Source organism: Mesobacillus jeotgali (assembly GCF_002874535.1).
Lineage (GTDB): Bacteria > Bacillota > Bacilli > Bacillales > Cytobacillaceae > Mesobacillus > Mesobacillus jeotgali.
Genome location: NZ_CP025025.1, coordinates 3,663,513 through 3,678,085, shown reverse-complemented (window position 1 = coordinate 3,678,085; position 14,573 = coordinate 3,663,513). Strand labels below are relative to the sequence as shown.

At 42.8% G+C, this 14,573-nt stretch carries 16 protein-coding genes and 1 riboswitch; of the genes, 11 read left to right on the top strand and 5 right to left on the bottom strand.

Translation table 11 applies throughout. The features are described 5' to 3' along the window. Nucleotides 1-68: 68 nt before the first annotated feature. Together CD004_RS18590 and CD004_RS18585 are read right to left on the bottom strand one after the other, a co-directional pair. The gene (locus CD004_RS18590; RefSeq protein ID WP_102264106.1) at nt 69-572 is read right to left on the bottom strand and encodes a DoxX family protein; all 504 of its coding nucleotides are present in this window, start codon (nt 570-572) and stop codon (nt 69-71) included. 392 nt (nt 573-964) lie between these two features. Then, nucleotides 965-1,480, bottom strand: coding sequence for a DoxX family membrane protein (locus tag CD004_RS18585; protein ID WP_102264105.1), 516 nt, complete (start codon nt 1,478-1,480; stop codon nt 965-967). 199 nt (nt 1,481-1,679) lie between these two features. Between CD004_RS18585 and CD004_RS18580 the strand changes: the two genes are divergently transcribed. From CD004_RS18580 to CD004_RS18560, 5 genes are all read left to right on the top strand, one after another. Then, nucleotides 1,680-2,867 carry an MFS transporter gene (locus tag CD004_RS18580; RefSeq protein ID WP_102264104.1) on the top strand — a complete coding sequence of 396 codons (1,188 nt, stop codon included), beginning with the start codon at nt 1,680-1,682 and terminating at the stop codon, nt 2,865-2,867. A gap of 194 nt (nt 2,868-3,061) precedes the next feature. Beyond that, entirely contained in the window at nt 3,062-4,447 is a 1,386-nt protein-coding gene (locus tag CD004_RS18575; protein ID WP_102264103.1) for an MBL fold metallo-hydrolase, read from the top strand. A gap of 638 nt (nt 4,448-5,085) precedes the next feature. Beyond that, nucleotides 5,086-5,784 (top strand): response regulator transcription factor, encoded by a 699-nt coding sequence (locus CD004_RS18570; RefSeq protein WP_102264102.1) that lies wholly within the window; start codon nt 5,086-5,088, stop codon nt 5,782-5,784. Then, nucleotides 5,774-7,180, top strand: coding sequence for a sensor histidine kinase (locus CD004_RS18565; protein WP_102265166.1), 1,407 nt, complete (start codon nt 5,774-5,776; stop codon nt 7,178-7,180). The genes CD004_RS18570 and CD004_RS18565 overlap by 11 nt, the downstream gene beginning before the upstream one ends. 150 nt (nt 7,181-7,330) lie before the next feature. Next, nucleotides 7,331-8,314 (top strand): Gfo/Idh/MocA family protein, encoded by a 984-nt coding sequence (locus tag CD004_RS18560; protein WP_102264101.1) that lies wholly within the window; start codon nt 7,331-7,333, stop codon nt 8,312-8,314. A 37-nt stretch (nt 8,315-8,351) separates the two neighbouring features. On the opposite strand, the gene CD004_RS18555 is transcribed toward CD004_RS18560, so the two are convergent. Beyond that, on the bottom strand, nt 8,352-9,407 hold the full coding sequence (locus CD004_RS18555) for a lactonase family protein (RefSeq protein WP_102264100.1): 1,056 nt from the start codon (nt 9,405-9,407) through the stop codon (nt 8,352-8,354). Between the two features lie 256 nt (nt 9,408-9,663). Between CD004_RS18555 and nadE the strand changes: the two genes are divergently transcribed. After that, the gene (gene nadE / locus CD004_RS18550; RefSeq protein WP_102264099.1) at nt 9,664-10,485 is read left to right on the top strand and encodes an ammonia-dependent NAD(+) synthetase; all 822 of its coding nucleotides are present in this window, start codon (nt 9,664-9,666) and stop codon (nt 10,483-10,485) included. Nucleotides 10,486-10,530: 45 nt separating this feature from the next. Here nadE and CD004_RS18545 read toward each other — a convergent pair whose 3' ends face one another. Then, nucleotides 10,531-10,875 (bottom strand): hypothetical protein, encoded by a 345-nt coding sequence (locus CD004_RS18545; RefSeq protein WP_102264098.1) that lies wholly within the window; start codon nt 10,873-10,875, stop codon nt 10,531-10,533. Nucleotides 10,876-11,148: 273 nt separating this feature from the next. Beyond that, nucleotides 11,149-11,233: riboswitch (cyclic di-GMP riboswitch) on the top strand. Nucleotides 11,234-11,496: 263 nt separating this feature from the next. Here CD004_RS18545 and CD004_RS18540 point away from each other — a divergent pair. Together CD004_RS18540 and CD004_RS18535 are read left to right on the top strand one after the other, a co-directional pair. Next, entirely contained in the window at nt 11,497-11,721 is a 225-nt protein-coding gene (locus CD004_RS18540) for a hypothetical protein (protein ID WP_102264097.1), read from the top strand. A gap of 146 nt (nt 11,722-11,867) precedes the next feature. After that, on the top strand, nt 11,868-12,200 hold the full coding sequence (locus tag CD004_RS18535; RefSeq protein WP_102264096.1) for a nucleoside triphosphate pyrophosphohydrolase: 333 nt from the start codon (nt 11,868-11,870) through the stop codon (nt 12,198-12,200). Nucleotides 12,201-12,245: 45 nt separating this feature from the next. Here the strand turns inward: CD004_RS18535 and CD004_RS18530 are convergent, their stop codons facing one another. Continuing rightward, nucleotides 12,246-12,761 (bottom strand): DoxX family protein, encoded by a 516-nt coding sequence (locus tag CD004_RS18530; RefSeq protein WP_102264095.1) that lies wholly within the window; start codon nt 12,759-12,761, stop codon nt 12,246-12,248. Between the two features lie 258 nt (nt 12,762-13,019). Here CD004_RS18530 and CD004_RS18525 point away from each other — a divergent pair, with 258 nt between their 5' ends. The 3 genes from CD004_RS18525 to CD004_RS18515 all read left to right on the top strand — a co-directional run bounded on the left by CD004_RS18525 (nt 13,020) and on the right by CD004_RS18515 (nt 14,502). Next, nucleotides 13,020-13,472, top strand: a complete 453-nt coding sequence (locus tag CD004_RS18525) for a DinB family protein (RefSeq protein ID WP_102264094.1) — start codon at nt 13,020-13,022, stop codon at nt 13,470-13,472. 81 nt (nt 13,473-13,553) lie between these two features. Continuing rightward, nucleotides 13,554-13,772 (top strand): hypothetical protein, encoded by a 219-nt coding sequence (locus CD004_RS18520; protein ID WP_102264093.1) that lies wholly within the window; start codon nt 13,554-13,556, stop codon nt 13,770-13,772. Between the two features lie 334 nt (nt 13,773-14,106). Beyond that, entirely contained in the window at nt 14,107-14,502 is a 396-nt protein-coding gene (locus CD004_RS18515; protein ID WP_102264092.1) for an HIT family protein, read from the top strand. Nucleotides 14,503-14,573 lie beyond the last annotated feature (71 nt).

The following is a 14,573-nucleotide window of genomic DNA, read 5'->3' as shown; positions in this document are numbered from 1 at the left end:
GCTAAGTTTTCCAATTGGGACAAGCGGAATAGTAAAAGCCTCCTGCCAAATCTCAGGAGGCTGACAATTCATTTAATGGCTGCTTTCTTTTTGAAGAAGGTCTTTCGAATATATGGTATTACCCAATGGTCCAATCCATATTTGCCTGCGTTATAACCAGCGAAGAGGATAATGAATCCGAAGAAAATATCTGTTGGATTGTGGGATACGGTTCCTGCAAGGAAGAAGCTGAAGTTCATCAATAAACCGAAGAACATGGCGGCAGTTGTCAGACAGCCGAGGATGAGTCCCAAACCGACAAGGAATTCACCGACCGGTACGATAAAGTTGAAAAGCTCAATGTTTGGCAGAGCGAAGTTCTCCATAAAAGAGACATACCAGCCATAAACCATGTTTCCATCAGGACCTTTTACCGGATTGGCGACGGCATTTTTCAAATATCCAGTTGCGTCAAAGCCATCCCCCGTCATTTTATGCCATCCTGCAACCATCCAGTTGTAACCTAGCCATATACGTATAAAAGTCAAAATTCCGGCGGCAACATTATTTTCTCTCAACCAATTTGCGAACATATCAATCGCTTCCCTTCAAGGATGAATTATTATTTGATTACACTACAATATATTGATCTTTTAAATTAACATGCGGGCTGGTAGTCTTTGTTCACAAAATAGCAAAAACATATTGTCAGTATTTTGAACACTTGGCGAAGGTGATAACGGTAAAAAAGTGAGAGAAACGGATGCGGAGGATTTACGTAAAATAGCGGGAGATACACAAGCGGAGGATTTACCGAAAATAGCGGGAGGAACACAAACGGAGGATTAACGGAAAAAAGGAATCAATCATGATATCAGGCAGGGGAGATAACGGCAAAAAAGAAGAGCCGGTCAAATTACCAGACAGAGCTAATAACGTAAAAAAAGAGCCAGGCATATGCCAGGCTCTCTGCTTATGATTTAAGTTAAACTGCTTTATGCGCGGTTTCAGCTTCTCTTTTGAATACAGTTTTACGGATGAAAGGAACCACCCAGCGATCCAGACCGTATTTACCAGCGTTGTAGCCTGCGAACAGGATGATGAAGCCGAAGAAGATGTCAGTTGGGTTGTGAGATACAGTTCCAGCAAGGAAGAAGCTGAAGTTCATCACAAGACCGAAGAACATTGCAGCAGTTGTCAGGGTTCCAAGCAGCAATCCAAGGCCGACAAGGAATTCTCCCAGTGGCACAATGAAGTTGAACAGTTCGACGTTCGGAATCGCAAAGCTTTCAAGGAAGTTCACGTACCAGCCGTACACCATGTTTCCGTCTGGACCCTTAACCGGATTCGCGACGGCATTTTTCAAATAACCAGATGCATCGAATCCATCCCCAGTCAATTTGCCCCATCCAGCAGTCATCCAGTTATATCCAAGCCAAACCCTAATGACAGTCAACAGGCCAGCAGCAACATTGTTCTCTCTTAACCATTTAGCGAACATATAAATCGCTTCCCTTCAAAAATAAGTAATTATTGATTACACTTACAATATATCAGAATCCGAAATAAAAATGAGTTAATTGTGAAGTTGTTCACAAAAACGCAACAACAAATTGACGGAATATTGAACATGAATCATCAAAAGAGGATAGATCGGCTGCAGTGCCTAAGCAAAGCGCTAATAGGAAGGATGAAATCAGATGGACCAACAATCAGAAGCAGCTCAACAAAACCCGGGCACTGAAAAAATCTGGAGCAGGGATTTTTTATTTATTTTCCTTGCCAACTTTTTTATTTTCCTTGGATTTCAAATGACATTGCCGACGATACCATTGTTTGTGGAGCAGCTAGGTGGAAATGACCAGCTGATTGGTTTCGTCGTTGGAATCTTCACTTTTTCAGCATTGCTTGTCCGTCCATTCGCGGGGAGAATGCTTGAAACAAAGGGGAGAGGCTTTGTTTACTTGATTGGCCTGGCAATATTCGTGATATCGGTGGGCTCATTTGGATTTGCAGTCAGCATTGCCTTCTTGTTTTTAATGAGAGTAGTGCAGGGAGTTGGCTGGGGTTTTTCTACTACTGCTTCAGGCACAATTGCTACAGATTTAATCCCTCCCCGGCGCAGAGGGGAAGGAATGGGCTACTTTGGGCTCTCAGGAAACGTTGCGCTTGCGATGGGACCGACTCTCGGCCTTGCACTCGCTGCAGTCATTACATTCAAACAGCTGTTTTTAGCAAGTGCTTTTCTTGGACTGACAGCTTTTCTTTTAGCATCAAGGATTACATATAAAAAAGTTGAAAAAAGCGAAAGTGAAGTCGAGCGCCGAAAATGGGATGTATACGAGAAATCGGCTTTGCAGCCATCTTTATTACTCTTGTTCATCACGGTGACTTTTGGAGGAATCGCATCCTTTCTGCCCCTTTATTCGGCCCAGAAAGGTATTGAAGGGATCCAGTGGTACTTTTTTATTTTTGCGATGGCCCTGATGCTGTCACGGTCCTTTGCCGGCAAGATCTATGATAAAAAAGGCCACGGAGCGGTTTTCCTGCCAGGAACTTTATTAATCATGATTGCGATGATCCTGCTGGCCTGGCTGCCGAATAGTCTTGTTATGTTGATTGCAGCAGGGTTATACGGATTTGGATTTGGTTCTGTCCAGCCGGCACTGCAGGCATGGGCAGTACAGGATGCGCCAATGAATCGCAAGGGTATGGCCAACGCAACCTTCTTCTCCTTTTTCGATTTAGGCGTTGGGGTTGGTGCAATGGCTTTTGGCCAAATCGGTCATTGGCTTGGATATGGCAGCATCTATATTGCCTCTGCCATTTCGGTTTCAATCTCGATTATCTTATATATTTTTATGGCGAGAAGAACTGTGAGGAAGTAGACCTGTTCCATACCGGAGCAGGTTTTTTATTTGAAGCATAGGTGTATTCAAAGTAAAATACAGTTATAGGTATATATTGGGATTAAGGCAGCACCCACTGGCGTATTTTATGGCTTTTAAAAAATATGGTGCAGGGTATAGAGGAGTATAGACTTCATGAACCTATGAAAACAAAAATTGCAGGAGGAATCGCTATGTATTTCAAATCTTTTTTTGATGATCAGCTAGCACATATGTCTTATTTAATAGGCTGCCAGAGAACGGGTGAAGCCATTGTCATTGATCCGGCAAGAAATATCCAGCCTTACCTGGATATCGCCAAAAAAGAAGGCTTCAATATTTCAGCCGCAACAGAAACTCATATTCACGCAGACTATCTCTCTGGTGCAAGGGAGCTTGCCCACCATCATGGCGCAAAGCTTTATGTATCCGATGAAGGGGATAAAGACTGGAAGTATCAATATGTCGACCAGTATGAGCATGAGTTGCTGACTGAGGGATCGACTTTCAACATCGGCAATATTTATTTTGAAGTTATACACACGCCGGGCCATACACCGGAAAGCATTTCATTCCTGCTGACGGATAAGGGCGGCGGCGCCAATGAGCCGATGGGCATTTTCACGGGAGACTTCCTGTTCGTAGGCGATGTCGGCCGCCCAGACCTTTTGGAAAAAGCGGCAGGCATTAAGGATACATCTGAATCAGGGGCACGTCAGATGTTCGAATCACTCCGTAAAGTGGAAAAGCTTTCCGACTTCCTGCAGGTATGGCCAGCACATGGCGCAGGCAGTGCATGCGGGAAATCCCTCGGCGCAGTGCCAATGTCCACTTTAGGCTATGAGAAAAAATTCAACTGGGCTTTCCAAATCAACGAGGAGGAAAAGTTCGTAGAAGAGCTGCTTGCAGGTCAGCCTGAACCTCCAAAGTACTTCGCCGAGATGAAAAAACTCAATAAAGTTGGCCCAGAATTGCTTCGACGTGAAGAAACCCCTCATGTTTCATTATCTGACGCTGGCAATGAAGCAGTTGTCGACACCCGTCCAGCAAAAGAGTTCGCCGAGGGACATGCAGAAGGAACAATCAACATTCCGTATAACAAATCCTTCACAAACTGGGCGGGATGGCTATTAAGCTATGAACAGGACATCGTGCTGATTGCTGATCCGGAGAAGCTGCCTGATGTGAAGAAATCTCTTCAGTCAATCGGACTGGACCAGGTAACAGGGTATGTTGATCCGAAAGAGCTCGGCGGCAAGCTGGAAGAATACAAGACCGTAACGGCCAGCGAGGCAAAAGAAATGATGGAAGGCGAAAACTACTTCGTCATCGATGTCCGCAACCAGAGTGAGTGGGACAGCGGCCACATCCCAGGTGCCCACCATCTGATGCTCGGAAACCTGACTGACAACCTGGACAAGGTTCCCAAAGATAAGAAAATCATCGCCCATTGCCAGTCAGGCGCACGATCCAGAATCGGGACAAGCCTGTTACTGAAAAACGGCTACAAAGACGTAGTCAATCTCGAAGGCGGCTACTCCGCCTGGGAACAAGAAGGACTCCCTGTTAAAAAAGATTAAGACTAGAGCCAGCTCAGTTGATGAGCTGGCTTATTTATTTGGGCATAGGAGTGTGTGTTGGCGCCCTAAAATGTAAGTATAAGTGAAAAGAGGTCATCAATGGAGTGCATTGGCGTCCTAAAATGTAAGAATATGAGAAAACAGGTCACCAATAGAGCGTATTGGCGCCCTAAAAAGTAAGAATAAGAGTAAAGAGGTCACCAATGGAGCGTATTGGTGCCCTAAATTGTAAGAATATGAGAAAAGAGGTCACCAATGGAGTGCATAGGCGCTCTAAAATGTAAGAATAAGAGAAAAGAGGTCACCAATGGCGTGTATTGGCGCCCTAAAATGTGAGAATATGAGAAAACAGGTTACCAATAGAGCGTATTGGCGCCCTAAAATGTAAGAATAAGAGAAAAGAGGTCGCCAATAGAGGATATTGACCGATATATTAGAAACTGAGAAAAAGACATTTCAATTCAATGGTTACTGAGTTGTAATCTGAGCAATATACTACTGAAACCCAGCCCATTTCAATTAATGAACAAACTATGACCAATCTATTAAATAATCTGTAACAATAGGCGGAAAAGTTGATTCTGCTTGCGTTGAGCTATAATTTAGATATAACAGATATCCGATAAGAGGGGATTAGCGTGAAAATATTAGTCATTGAGGATAATGAGAGTGTCTGCGCGATGATCGAGATGTTCTTTTTGAAAGAGGGAATCGAAGGAAGGTTTGTGAATGATGGCCTCCGAGGTTATGAGGCTTTTAGAAGCGAAGATTGGGATCTGCTGATTGTCGACTGGATGCTTCCGGGTATGGATGGTGTCACCTTGTGCAGGAAAATCAGGCAGGAGGGCAGTGATGTGCCGATCATCATGCTGACGGCGAAGGACAGTGAGTCGGATCAGGTGCTCGGACTGGAAATGGGTGCAGATGATTATGTGACAAAGCCATTTAGCCCGCTGGCTTTAATGGCAAGGATCAAGGCTGTTGCCCGCCGCTATCAAAAGCAAAAACCAGAAGAGAACAGTGAAGTTGGGACAAGTCTGCTTAAAGTCAATAAGGAAACTCGTGAAGTGACGCTGGCTGGCAAACCAGTTACTAACCTGACGCCCAAGGAATTCGACCTGCTTCTCTTTTTTGCCCAGCATCCCCGCCAGGTTTTCACAAGGGAGCAGCTTCTCGAACGTGTATGGGGATACCAGTTTTATGGGGACGAACGAACTGTGGATGTCCATATCAAGCGTCTGAGGAAAAAGATTGGCACGGCTGAACAGCCATTGTTCCATACTGTCTGGGGCGTCGGCTATAAATTCGATGAGTCGGTTGATGGGCATGAAAGTTAAGTATATTTACCAGCAGTTCATCAGCCATATCAGCATCATCATCGTTGCTTTCCTCATTCTTAGCCTGGTCTTCACACAGTATGTGGAAACCCTGATTTATAAAAACAAGACCGAGGAGCTGATTTCCTACGGAGAAAATATCCTCCGCGACCTTGATCGAGGCAGTGAACGTCCTGACCAGGTGATCAATCAATATGCCCGCGTTCTTTTTGGCCGGGATATCCAGTTCAGTGTGTTCGATGAGAATATCCAGCTCCTTAACCCGATAAGATGGAGAGGGCCAGCAATTGAATTGACAGAGAGTGAGTGGAGCCAGCTTACAAACGGAAATCCGATTGTAAAAAACTATGACCTAAAACGTTATGATAGGGCCGTGACCCTGGTTGTTCTGCCATATGTGGATCGAGGCGATTTCATTGGCGGCATTCTCCTCACCTCGCCAATCAGTGGGACACGGGAAATGATCACGGAAATCAATAAGAACTTATTTTATACAATGCTGATTGCGCTCTCCGTATCGTTCCTGCTTAGCTGGGTGCTGGCGCGTATCCATGTGAACCGGATCAAGAAACTCCAGGAAGCAACATCGGTCGTTTCGGCAGGGGATTATACGATAAAAGTTCCGTCCTCTGACTTCGACGAAATCGGGGAATTGGCGAATGATTTTAACAGCATGGTGAGCAAGCTTAATGAATCAAAAACTGAGATCGAAAATCTGGAATACCGGCGTCGCCAGTTCATGTCGGATGTATCACATGAATTGAGAACACCCCTCACGACAATCAGCGGGATCATTGAAGGGTTGAGAAATAATATGATTCCAGAAGCTGAAAAAGAGCGCGGCATCAATTTGGTCGGTCAGGAAACTAAGAGACTGATCAGACTGGTGAATGAAAATCTCGACTATGATAAAATCCGTTCAAATCAGGTACAGCTTTTTAAAGAGGATATTGAATTGATTGAGGTTTTGGAAATCATCCAGGACCAGCTCGGATTGCAGGCGGAGGAGAGGCATAACCGAATTGAGATTGAAGCGGAGGAAATGGCAATGGTCCATGCCGATTATGACCGGCTCGTCCAGATTCTCATCAATATTACGAAGAACAGCATTCAGTTCACTGAAAACGGGATAATCTGGCTTCGTGGCAGGTGGGATGGAACCAATACGATAATTGAAGTCGAGGACACCGGAATGGGAATAGAACCAGCAGAGATCGAAAAAATCTGGCATCGCTTTTACAAAGCGGACATCTCAAGGACAAGTAATCCGTTTGGCGAGTTTGGGCTCGGTTTGTCTATCGTCAAACAACTGGTTCAGATGCACGATGGAAAAATTAGCGTTGAAAGCGAGCGTGGAAAAGGGACAAAGTTTGTGATTGAGCTCCCTTTTCGATAAGATGAAAAAAGAAGCTGCGGGCATTGCCTCCAGCTTTTGCTATTTCCGTATAAGAAAGTATAATTTTTTACACTTAGTTTAGTGTCCAGCTCCAGCGCTTGTCGGGGCTGAACAAGGCGTTTGCGCTTTTCATATGAAAGGATGAGTATTATGGTGCGTTTTGGTGTGGTAGGTACGAATTGGATTACAGAAGCTTTTATAAAAGGTGCTAGTCATAATGAGGATTTTCAGCTTGCGGCGGTTTATTCGCGTACAGAGGAACGCGCTGCGGAGTTTGCGGGAAAACACGGAGTGAATACCATTTTTACTGATTTAGAAGAGATGGCGAAAAGCAATGTGATTGATGCAGTCTATATCGCCAGCCCGAATTCCATGCATGCAAGCCAGGCGATCACATTCATGGAGAATGGCAAGCATGTGCTGTGCGAGAAGGCGATTGCGTCCAATAGCAGCGAGCTGGCAGAAATGATCAATATCGCTAAAAATCATAATGTTGTTTTGATGGAGGCCTTGAAATCAACGCTCATGCCTAATTTCAAGGCGATACAGGAAAACTTGCATAAAATCGGCAAGGTCAGAAGGTACTTTGCAAGTTATTGCCAGTATTCTTCCCGTTATGACAAATATAAAGAGGGTAAAGTGCTGAATGCCTTTAACCCGGAATTTTCGGCAGGTTCCTTAATGGATATCGGCATCTATTGCATCTATCCACTAGTAGTCTTGTTTGGTGAGCCAAAATCAGTCCAGGCGAATGGCTATGTGCTCGAGTCAGGGGTGGATGGGGAAGGCAGCCTGATATTGAAATACGATGAAATGGATGCTGTCATCATGTTCTCAAAAATCACCGATTCAACGCTTCCATCTGAAATTCACGGCGAGGATGGCAACATCAGGATTGATAAAATCAGCACACCGGAAAAAGTGGAAATCATCTATCGTGATGGTAAAACGGAAAATATATCAAGAGAACAGCTAGCTGATAATATGTTTTATGAAGCAGATGAGTTCATCACTCTAATTCAGCAGGGCAGGCAGCAATCTGCCAATAACTCTCTTGAAAATTCAAGAATTACGATGTCGATACTTGATGAAGCAAGAAAGCAAATGGGAGTCCGGTTCCCGAGTGATAAATAAAAGGGAAGGCGCTTAAGAGGCACCTTCCCTTCTTCTTTTAGTAATTCAAAAACTTAACACATACTGGATCGGGAACCTTGACATCTGATTGAAGCAGCGTCAATTTGCCTGTCTCCTGATTACGAGAATATAGCGCGACATTGCTGGAATTCTGGTTCGTCGCAATCAGGAATTTCTCAGTTGGGTCAAGCGTAAAATCCCTTGGCCAATTCCCTTCTGTCGAGGTATGAGCGACAAATGATAGCTTGTAGCTATCAGAATCCACCTGGAAAATAGCAATGCTGTCATGGCCGCGGTTGGCAGCGTAGACGAATTTCCCGTCAGAGGAAATATGGATGGCGCTTCCCTGGTTGTTTTCAGTGAAATCAGCTGGCAGAGTGGTAATTGCCTGAAGCTGTTCAAAACTGCCATCTTCAGAATTATATTTTAAGACAAGAACCTCTGAACTGAATTCTGTCATCAAATAGGCAATTTTATTGTTCGGATGGAAAACAAGGTGTCTTGGACCGCTTCCAGGGGCTACATCCAATACACTTTTCTCAATCAACTGCCCGTTATCCAGGGAGTAAGTGATCAACTGGTCGATGCCAAGGTCGATGACTGCTGCGTACTTCCCATCAGGAGTAAAGCCGGCATAATGGGTATGCGCCTTTTCCTGACGCTCATCAGGACCTGAGCCTTCATGTACAGCGCTTGATAAAACTGCCTCAATATTGCCATCTTCAGGGTTTAGGAGGTAGGAATCTGCAGATCCTTTATGATAATTCGCAGATAAAAGCAGGTTGTTTTCTCTGTTCACACTCACATGGCATGGAGATGCTCCTGCGGAAAGCTGAGTATTAATGAACGATAATTGTCCTGAATCCTTAATGCTGAATCCAGCCACGCCACCAGTTCCTCCTTCCTTTGCAACTGCATATAGGAAGCGGTTATCTTCGCTGATAGTCAGGTAGGTAGGATTTTCAAGCGCTGCTGCCGCCCTCACATCAATGATTTTTCCATTGGCTGCATCCAGTGTAAAAGAATAGATGCCCTCACTATCTCCTTTTGTATATGTACCTAAATATCCTGTGAATTTTTCATTAGCTGCCATTGTTAATGCCTCCAATTTGATTAAGCATTTATAGTCTAAGTTATAGTCTAGCAAAAAAATCTTGTCGGACAAAATGTTACGAACAACAAGCTAATGGGTAAAATAAAGCGTGAACATATTATTCGTGATGTTAGATTTCCTGACCAACATCTGGACTTTAAACTTTTTAAGGGATATGCTCTTTTTATAATGGTGTTCTAACCTAAATTAGCGAAAGAGCATGATGAATAGTTAATAGTGATTTAGGAGGTTTATTATGAGCTTGCAAAAACAGATTATAGAAGCGTTGAATGTCCGTCCGGAAATTAATCCTCAGGAGGAAATCAGGAACAGAATTAACTTTCTCAAGGATTACTTACAAGTTTCAAAAGCAAAAGGATTCGTTCTTGGAATTAGTGGCGGCCAGGATTCCACCCTTGCCGGAAGATTGGCACAGCTCGCAGTAGAGGAACTGCGCTCGGAGGGTACTGATGCCAAATTCGTGGCTGTAAGACTTCCATATTCAGTGCAAAAAGATGAAGAGGATGCACAGAAAGCACTGAAGTTCATCCAGCCTGATAAAACAATCACTTTCAACATCCAGCCAGCGGTAGACACTTTTAACACACAGTTTGAGGATGCTATTGGTGATAAAATGACCGATTTTAACAAAGGTAACGCAAAAGCACGAATGAGGATGATCACGCAATATGCGATCGCTGGTCAGGAAGGTTTACTTGTGATTGGGACCGACCATGCCGCAGAGGCCGTGACAGGATTCTTCACAAAATACGGTGATGGCGGAGCTGACTTGCTGCCACTAACCGGACTGAACAAGAGACAGGGAAGGGAACTGCTAAAAGCTATGAATGCAGAGCCAAGATTGTATCTCAAAGAGCCGACGGCTGACCTTCTAGACAACAAGCCGCTCCAGGCAGATGAAACCGAGCTCGGTGTGAGCTATGAAGCCATCGATGATTACCTGGAAGGAAAGCAGATTGACGAAGCAGATGCAGCAAAAATTGAAACAAGATATCTTACTTCAGAGCATAAACGACAAGTGCCCGCATCCATGTTTGATTCATGGTGGAAGAAATAAGACAAAAAAGCCTGGCTGATATTTTTCATCAGCCAGGCTTTCATTTTACTCCGATTGAGCAACTGCAAAATGTGGTGTTTCTTCTTTTTCAGTGACTTTGTCGATTTTATCAGTGAACATTTGGAAGACTCTTTTCTTCTCTTCCAGTTCCTTGATATATTCCTTTAAATCATTGAACTTCTCCTCAAAAGGTTGATGGTACAATTCACGGATCTTCCTATTCAAATCAGGATTGACGGTTGACTGGACAACCTGCTTTGTAATGTTGAATTTATATGTATACACCTTTAGCTCATTCTTCACTTCTTCATATTCCGCATCAATCTCTTTAAGAATCTCTTCAATTTCTGCTTTCCATTCATCTAGCGACATCTTAACATGCTGTTCCATACGGATCCTCCTGCCATTCGCCTGTAATAAAGCTTCTTCCCTCTATTCTAGCAAGTGAATTTTACATAGAGATTGCTGCTATATTACATTGTTAAAACAATCTAGTTCGAACAGACTCTGCCATTCCAAAAAGCCTTGTCTTTCAATTCGCGACTATTAATTTATAGCGAAAAAGTTTTCCCAATAATCTTTTGTAGGAAAATAGACTTATATTTGTAATTAATTGGCGAATTTTGTTGAATAAATGGTTCTTAAGATTTATATTTTAATTAGAACTGAAAAAGGCAAACTTATCGAAAGGTAAGGACGCAAAGCCACGAGTCTAAGGCGTTTAAGCTATGATCGTCGGGTTGCCAAAAAAGATCGGATGCAAATAAAAGATAGGTAAAAGGTTTTGTTTACCGCTTGTTTTAAAAAAATCCGCCATCTTTTGGGGATTTTTTTATTTAGAATGTCCCTTTCTGCTCAATATTGCAAAAAGAACTAAATTTCACGTTTGTATATTGCGAGAGAGGATAAATAATACTTAAGTTACTTGACAGGACAAATTTAAATAATCCTTTTGGCAGGTTTGGTTTTATCACATAGGATTAAAAAATTTTACGGAAGGTGGAGGAATCGTTGACTGTATTATTTGGAACGGTAGAGTATTTCGAACGGGAAATTGAGTTTCATTTATCAGAGGTTGAAAAAAGAGAGCGGCTGAAAGAAGAAATCAATCAAATTCAATTAAAGCTTGAAGAAGAGCTGCTAAATGATTTTATCTGCGACGAGAAGCTAAGAATGGAATGCCTGCAGAATCTATCAAATGCCTGCAGTAAATTAACTGAAGATTATGTAGTTTGAAACAAGATTGAAGCCTGTGGACCGATCCACAGGCTTTTTCTATTATTTGCAAGACGGCTGAACCTGTTTTCTTTATTTTAAAAAAGTGTTTGAACATCTCGAATAAAGGTTATGTTTATCAATAGGACAGCTAAAGGGGAATCGACATGGAGAAAAAGGAATATAACAAGCTTGTAAGAGATTATTTTCCGGAGTTAATGAAGGAAAAAGGCAAAAATGTTGAATTTGAAATTTTGGATGGAAGTCAATATAGTGAAAAACTTATGGCGAAGTTCAATGAGGAAGTCGAGAAGTTCCGGAATGCGGGAACGGACAGGCTGCTGGGTGAAATCGTCGACTTGCTGGAAGTGGTATATGCGATTGCCGATCATCGCGGCATCACGGAATCTGAAGTAGAGTTCATGCGCCAGCTAAAGAAGACTCGCAGCGGCGGCTTCAGGAAAAAAATCATGCTAAAAACAATTGAAGAAAAATCCTGATAAGAAAAGCCCTCCGCCTGTTGGCGGAGGGCTTTTGCAATATCGTTAAGCAGATTTATGTGCAGCTTCTGGTGTTTGTTTGAAAACAGTCTTGCGGATGAAAGGAACCACCCAGCGGTCTAAGCCATATTTACCAGCGTTGTAGCCTGCGAACAGGATGATGAAGCCGAAGAAGATGTCAGTTGGGTTATGAGATACAGTTCCAGCAAGGAAGAAGCTGAAGTTCATTACCAGGCCGAAGAACATGGCTGCAGTTGTCAGTGTTCCCAGGATTAAACCAAGTCCAACAAGGAACTCTCCAAGTGGAACGATGAAGTTAAAAAGTTCGACATTCGGGATCGCAAAGTTTTCAAGGAAGTTCACGTACCAACCATATACCGCATTTCCGTCTGGACCTTTTACAGGATTTTCTACGGCACGTGTTAAATATCCAGTTGCGTCAAATCCCTCACCAGTCAATTTTCCCCATCCTGCAGTCATCCAGTTGTAACCCAGCCAAACACGAATCACAGTCAACAGGCCAGCAGCAATATTGTTTTCTCTTAACCATTTAGCGAACATCTAAATCGCTTCCCTTCAAAAATTAATAATTATTACACTTATAAGATATCAAAGCAATTTATGGAAATCTGTGAAAAAAGTGTGAAGACACATATCAGCCATAATGTTTTGAACAAATTTTGTCAGACAGTTTCCTTTTATGGTATTTTATACCTTGTAAGGTATTTATTTAGTTATTCTTTTTTTCCTTGTTGAATATGTTGGAAATTTATAGAATAAATATATGACGAAGTACAAGCTGGAAAGGGGAAGGGAAATATGAGCGAGCTTTTATTTAAGCATTTTGAATTGACTAGAGGCAATTTTTTAAAAAACATTGAGGCCATCAATGCAGAACAGGCAAGTGTTCAGCCAGAAGGCTTCAATAATAATATCCATTGGCACATTGGACATGTACTGACAGTTACAGAACAATTCATGATGGGGTTCCCGAAAAAATCGCAGCATCTCCCTGCAAGCTACATAGAGTTGTTCGGGAACGGTACTCGACCGTCTGAATGGGCGGGAGATGTACCTTCTGTTGATATTTTGCGTGACCAGTTGAAAGCACAGCTGGGGAGAATCAAGGAAATTCCGGCTTCAATGCTGGATGAGAAGCTAAAGAAGCCTTTTCTTGGGCTGGAGACTTTTGGTGAGCTAGCGAATATGGCATTATTCCATGAAGCCTATCACCTCGGGCAAATTCACGCGATGAGAAAATTAGTAAAATAACAGAGTCCTATAATGGGCTCTTTTGTTGAAACCTGGAATCCCTTATTACGTATTAGTAACTAGGGAAGGCAGGTGTGAGAAATGAGTAAGGATAAGGATACAATGATTCTCAGAAGGTGGCTCATCATATTCATTTCCTTTGCGATAGCTGGAGCACTGTTCCTTTTCATTGACATCACGTGGATCAGAAAGACACTTTCAGTCATCATGCTGTTGATCGGTTTTGTCGCTGCTGGATTTGTATATCAGTTTTATGAGACATGGCTGAATAATTTAAGTAAGAAGAAGGATGGCAAATAAAGATTCACTTCGGAAATCGGAGTTGGACCATTGAATGTTTCAGGAAAAAGTGGCTAATATAGGTGGGGGTGAAAGCCACGAACTAGTGTTTTCACTCATTCCGCGAAAACTATGATGTTTTTTCGCGAATGCATGGTTTGGAAGTGGAAAGCTGTCAAGAATACCCGTTTATTGTGACATGTTTCAGGCAGCATAGCACAAAGCTGTCAAGAAAACGGGTATATTATGACAGGTTTCAGGGGTTAGGACCCAAAGCTGTCAAGAAAATGGGTATATTATGACATGTTTCAGGGGTTAGGACCTAAATCTGTCAAGAAAACGGAGGCACTAGAATATGTACCAGGAGAATTGTCCATATTGCAATGTACATGCAGATGAAGAGCAGGAAATCGTTCTGGAGAATGAAACCTGTTATTTTATCCAGAAGGAGTCTGAGCAGCAGGTCCTGCAGGGAAGCGGGCTGATTATACCGAAGCTTCATAAGCAAGATGTCTTTGAGTTATCAGAACAGGAGTGGAATGATTCCAGGGAGTTGCTGCTTGGGGCGAAGAAGATTCTTGACGATAAGTATACTCCAGACGGTTACAGTGTAGGCTGGAATACGGGAAGGGCTGGCGGGCAATCGATTTTCCATGCCCATTTGCATGTTATTCCGCGATTTAATGATGAACCTCTTGCAGGCAAGGGAATCAGGTATTGGATCAAACAAAAGGAGAATAAACGGAAATAATTCATTCAATATGATGTTGGGAAATTTCCTGCTAAATTATTTGAATATTTTTACAAAAATGATTCTAAAAT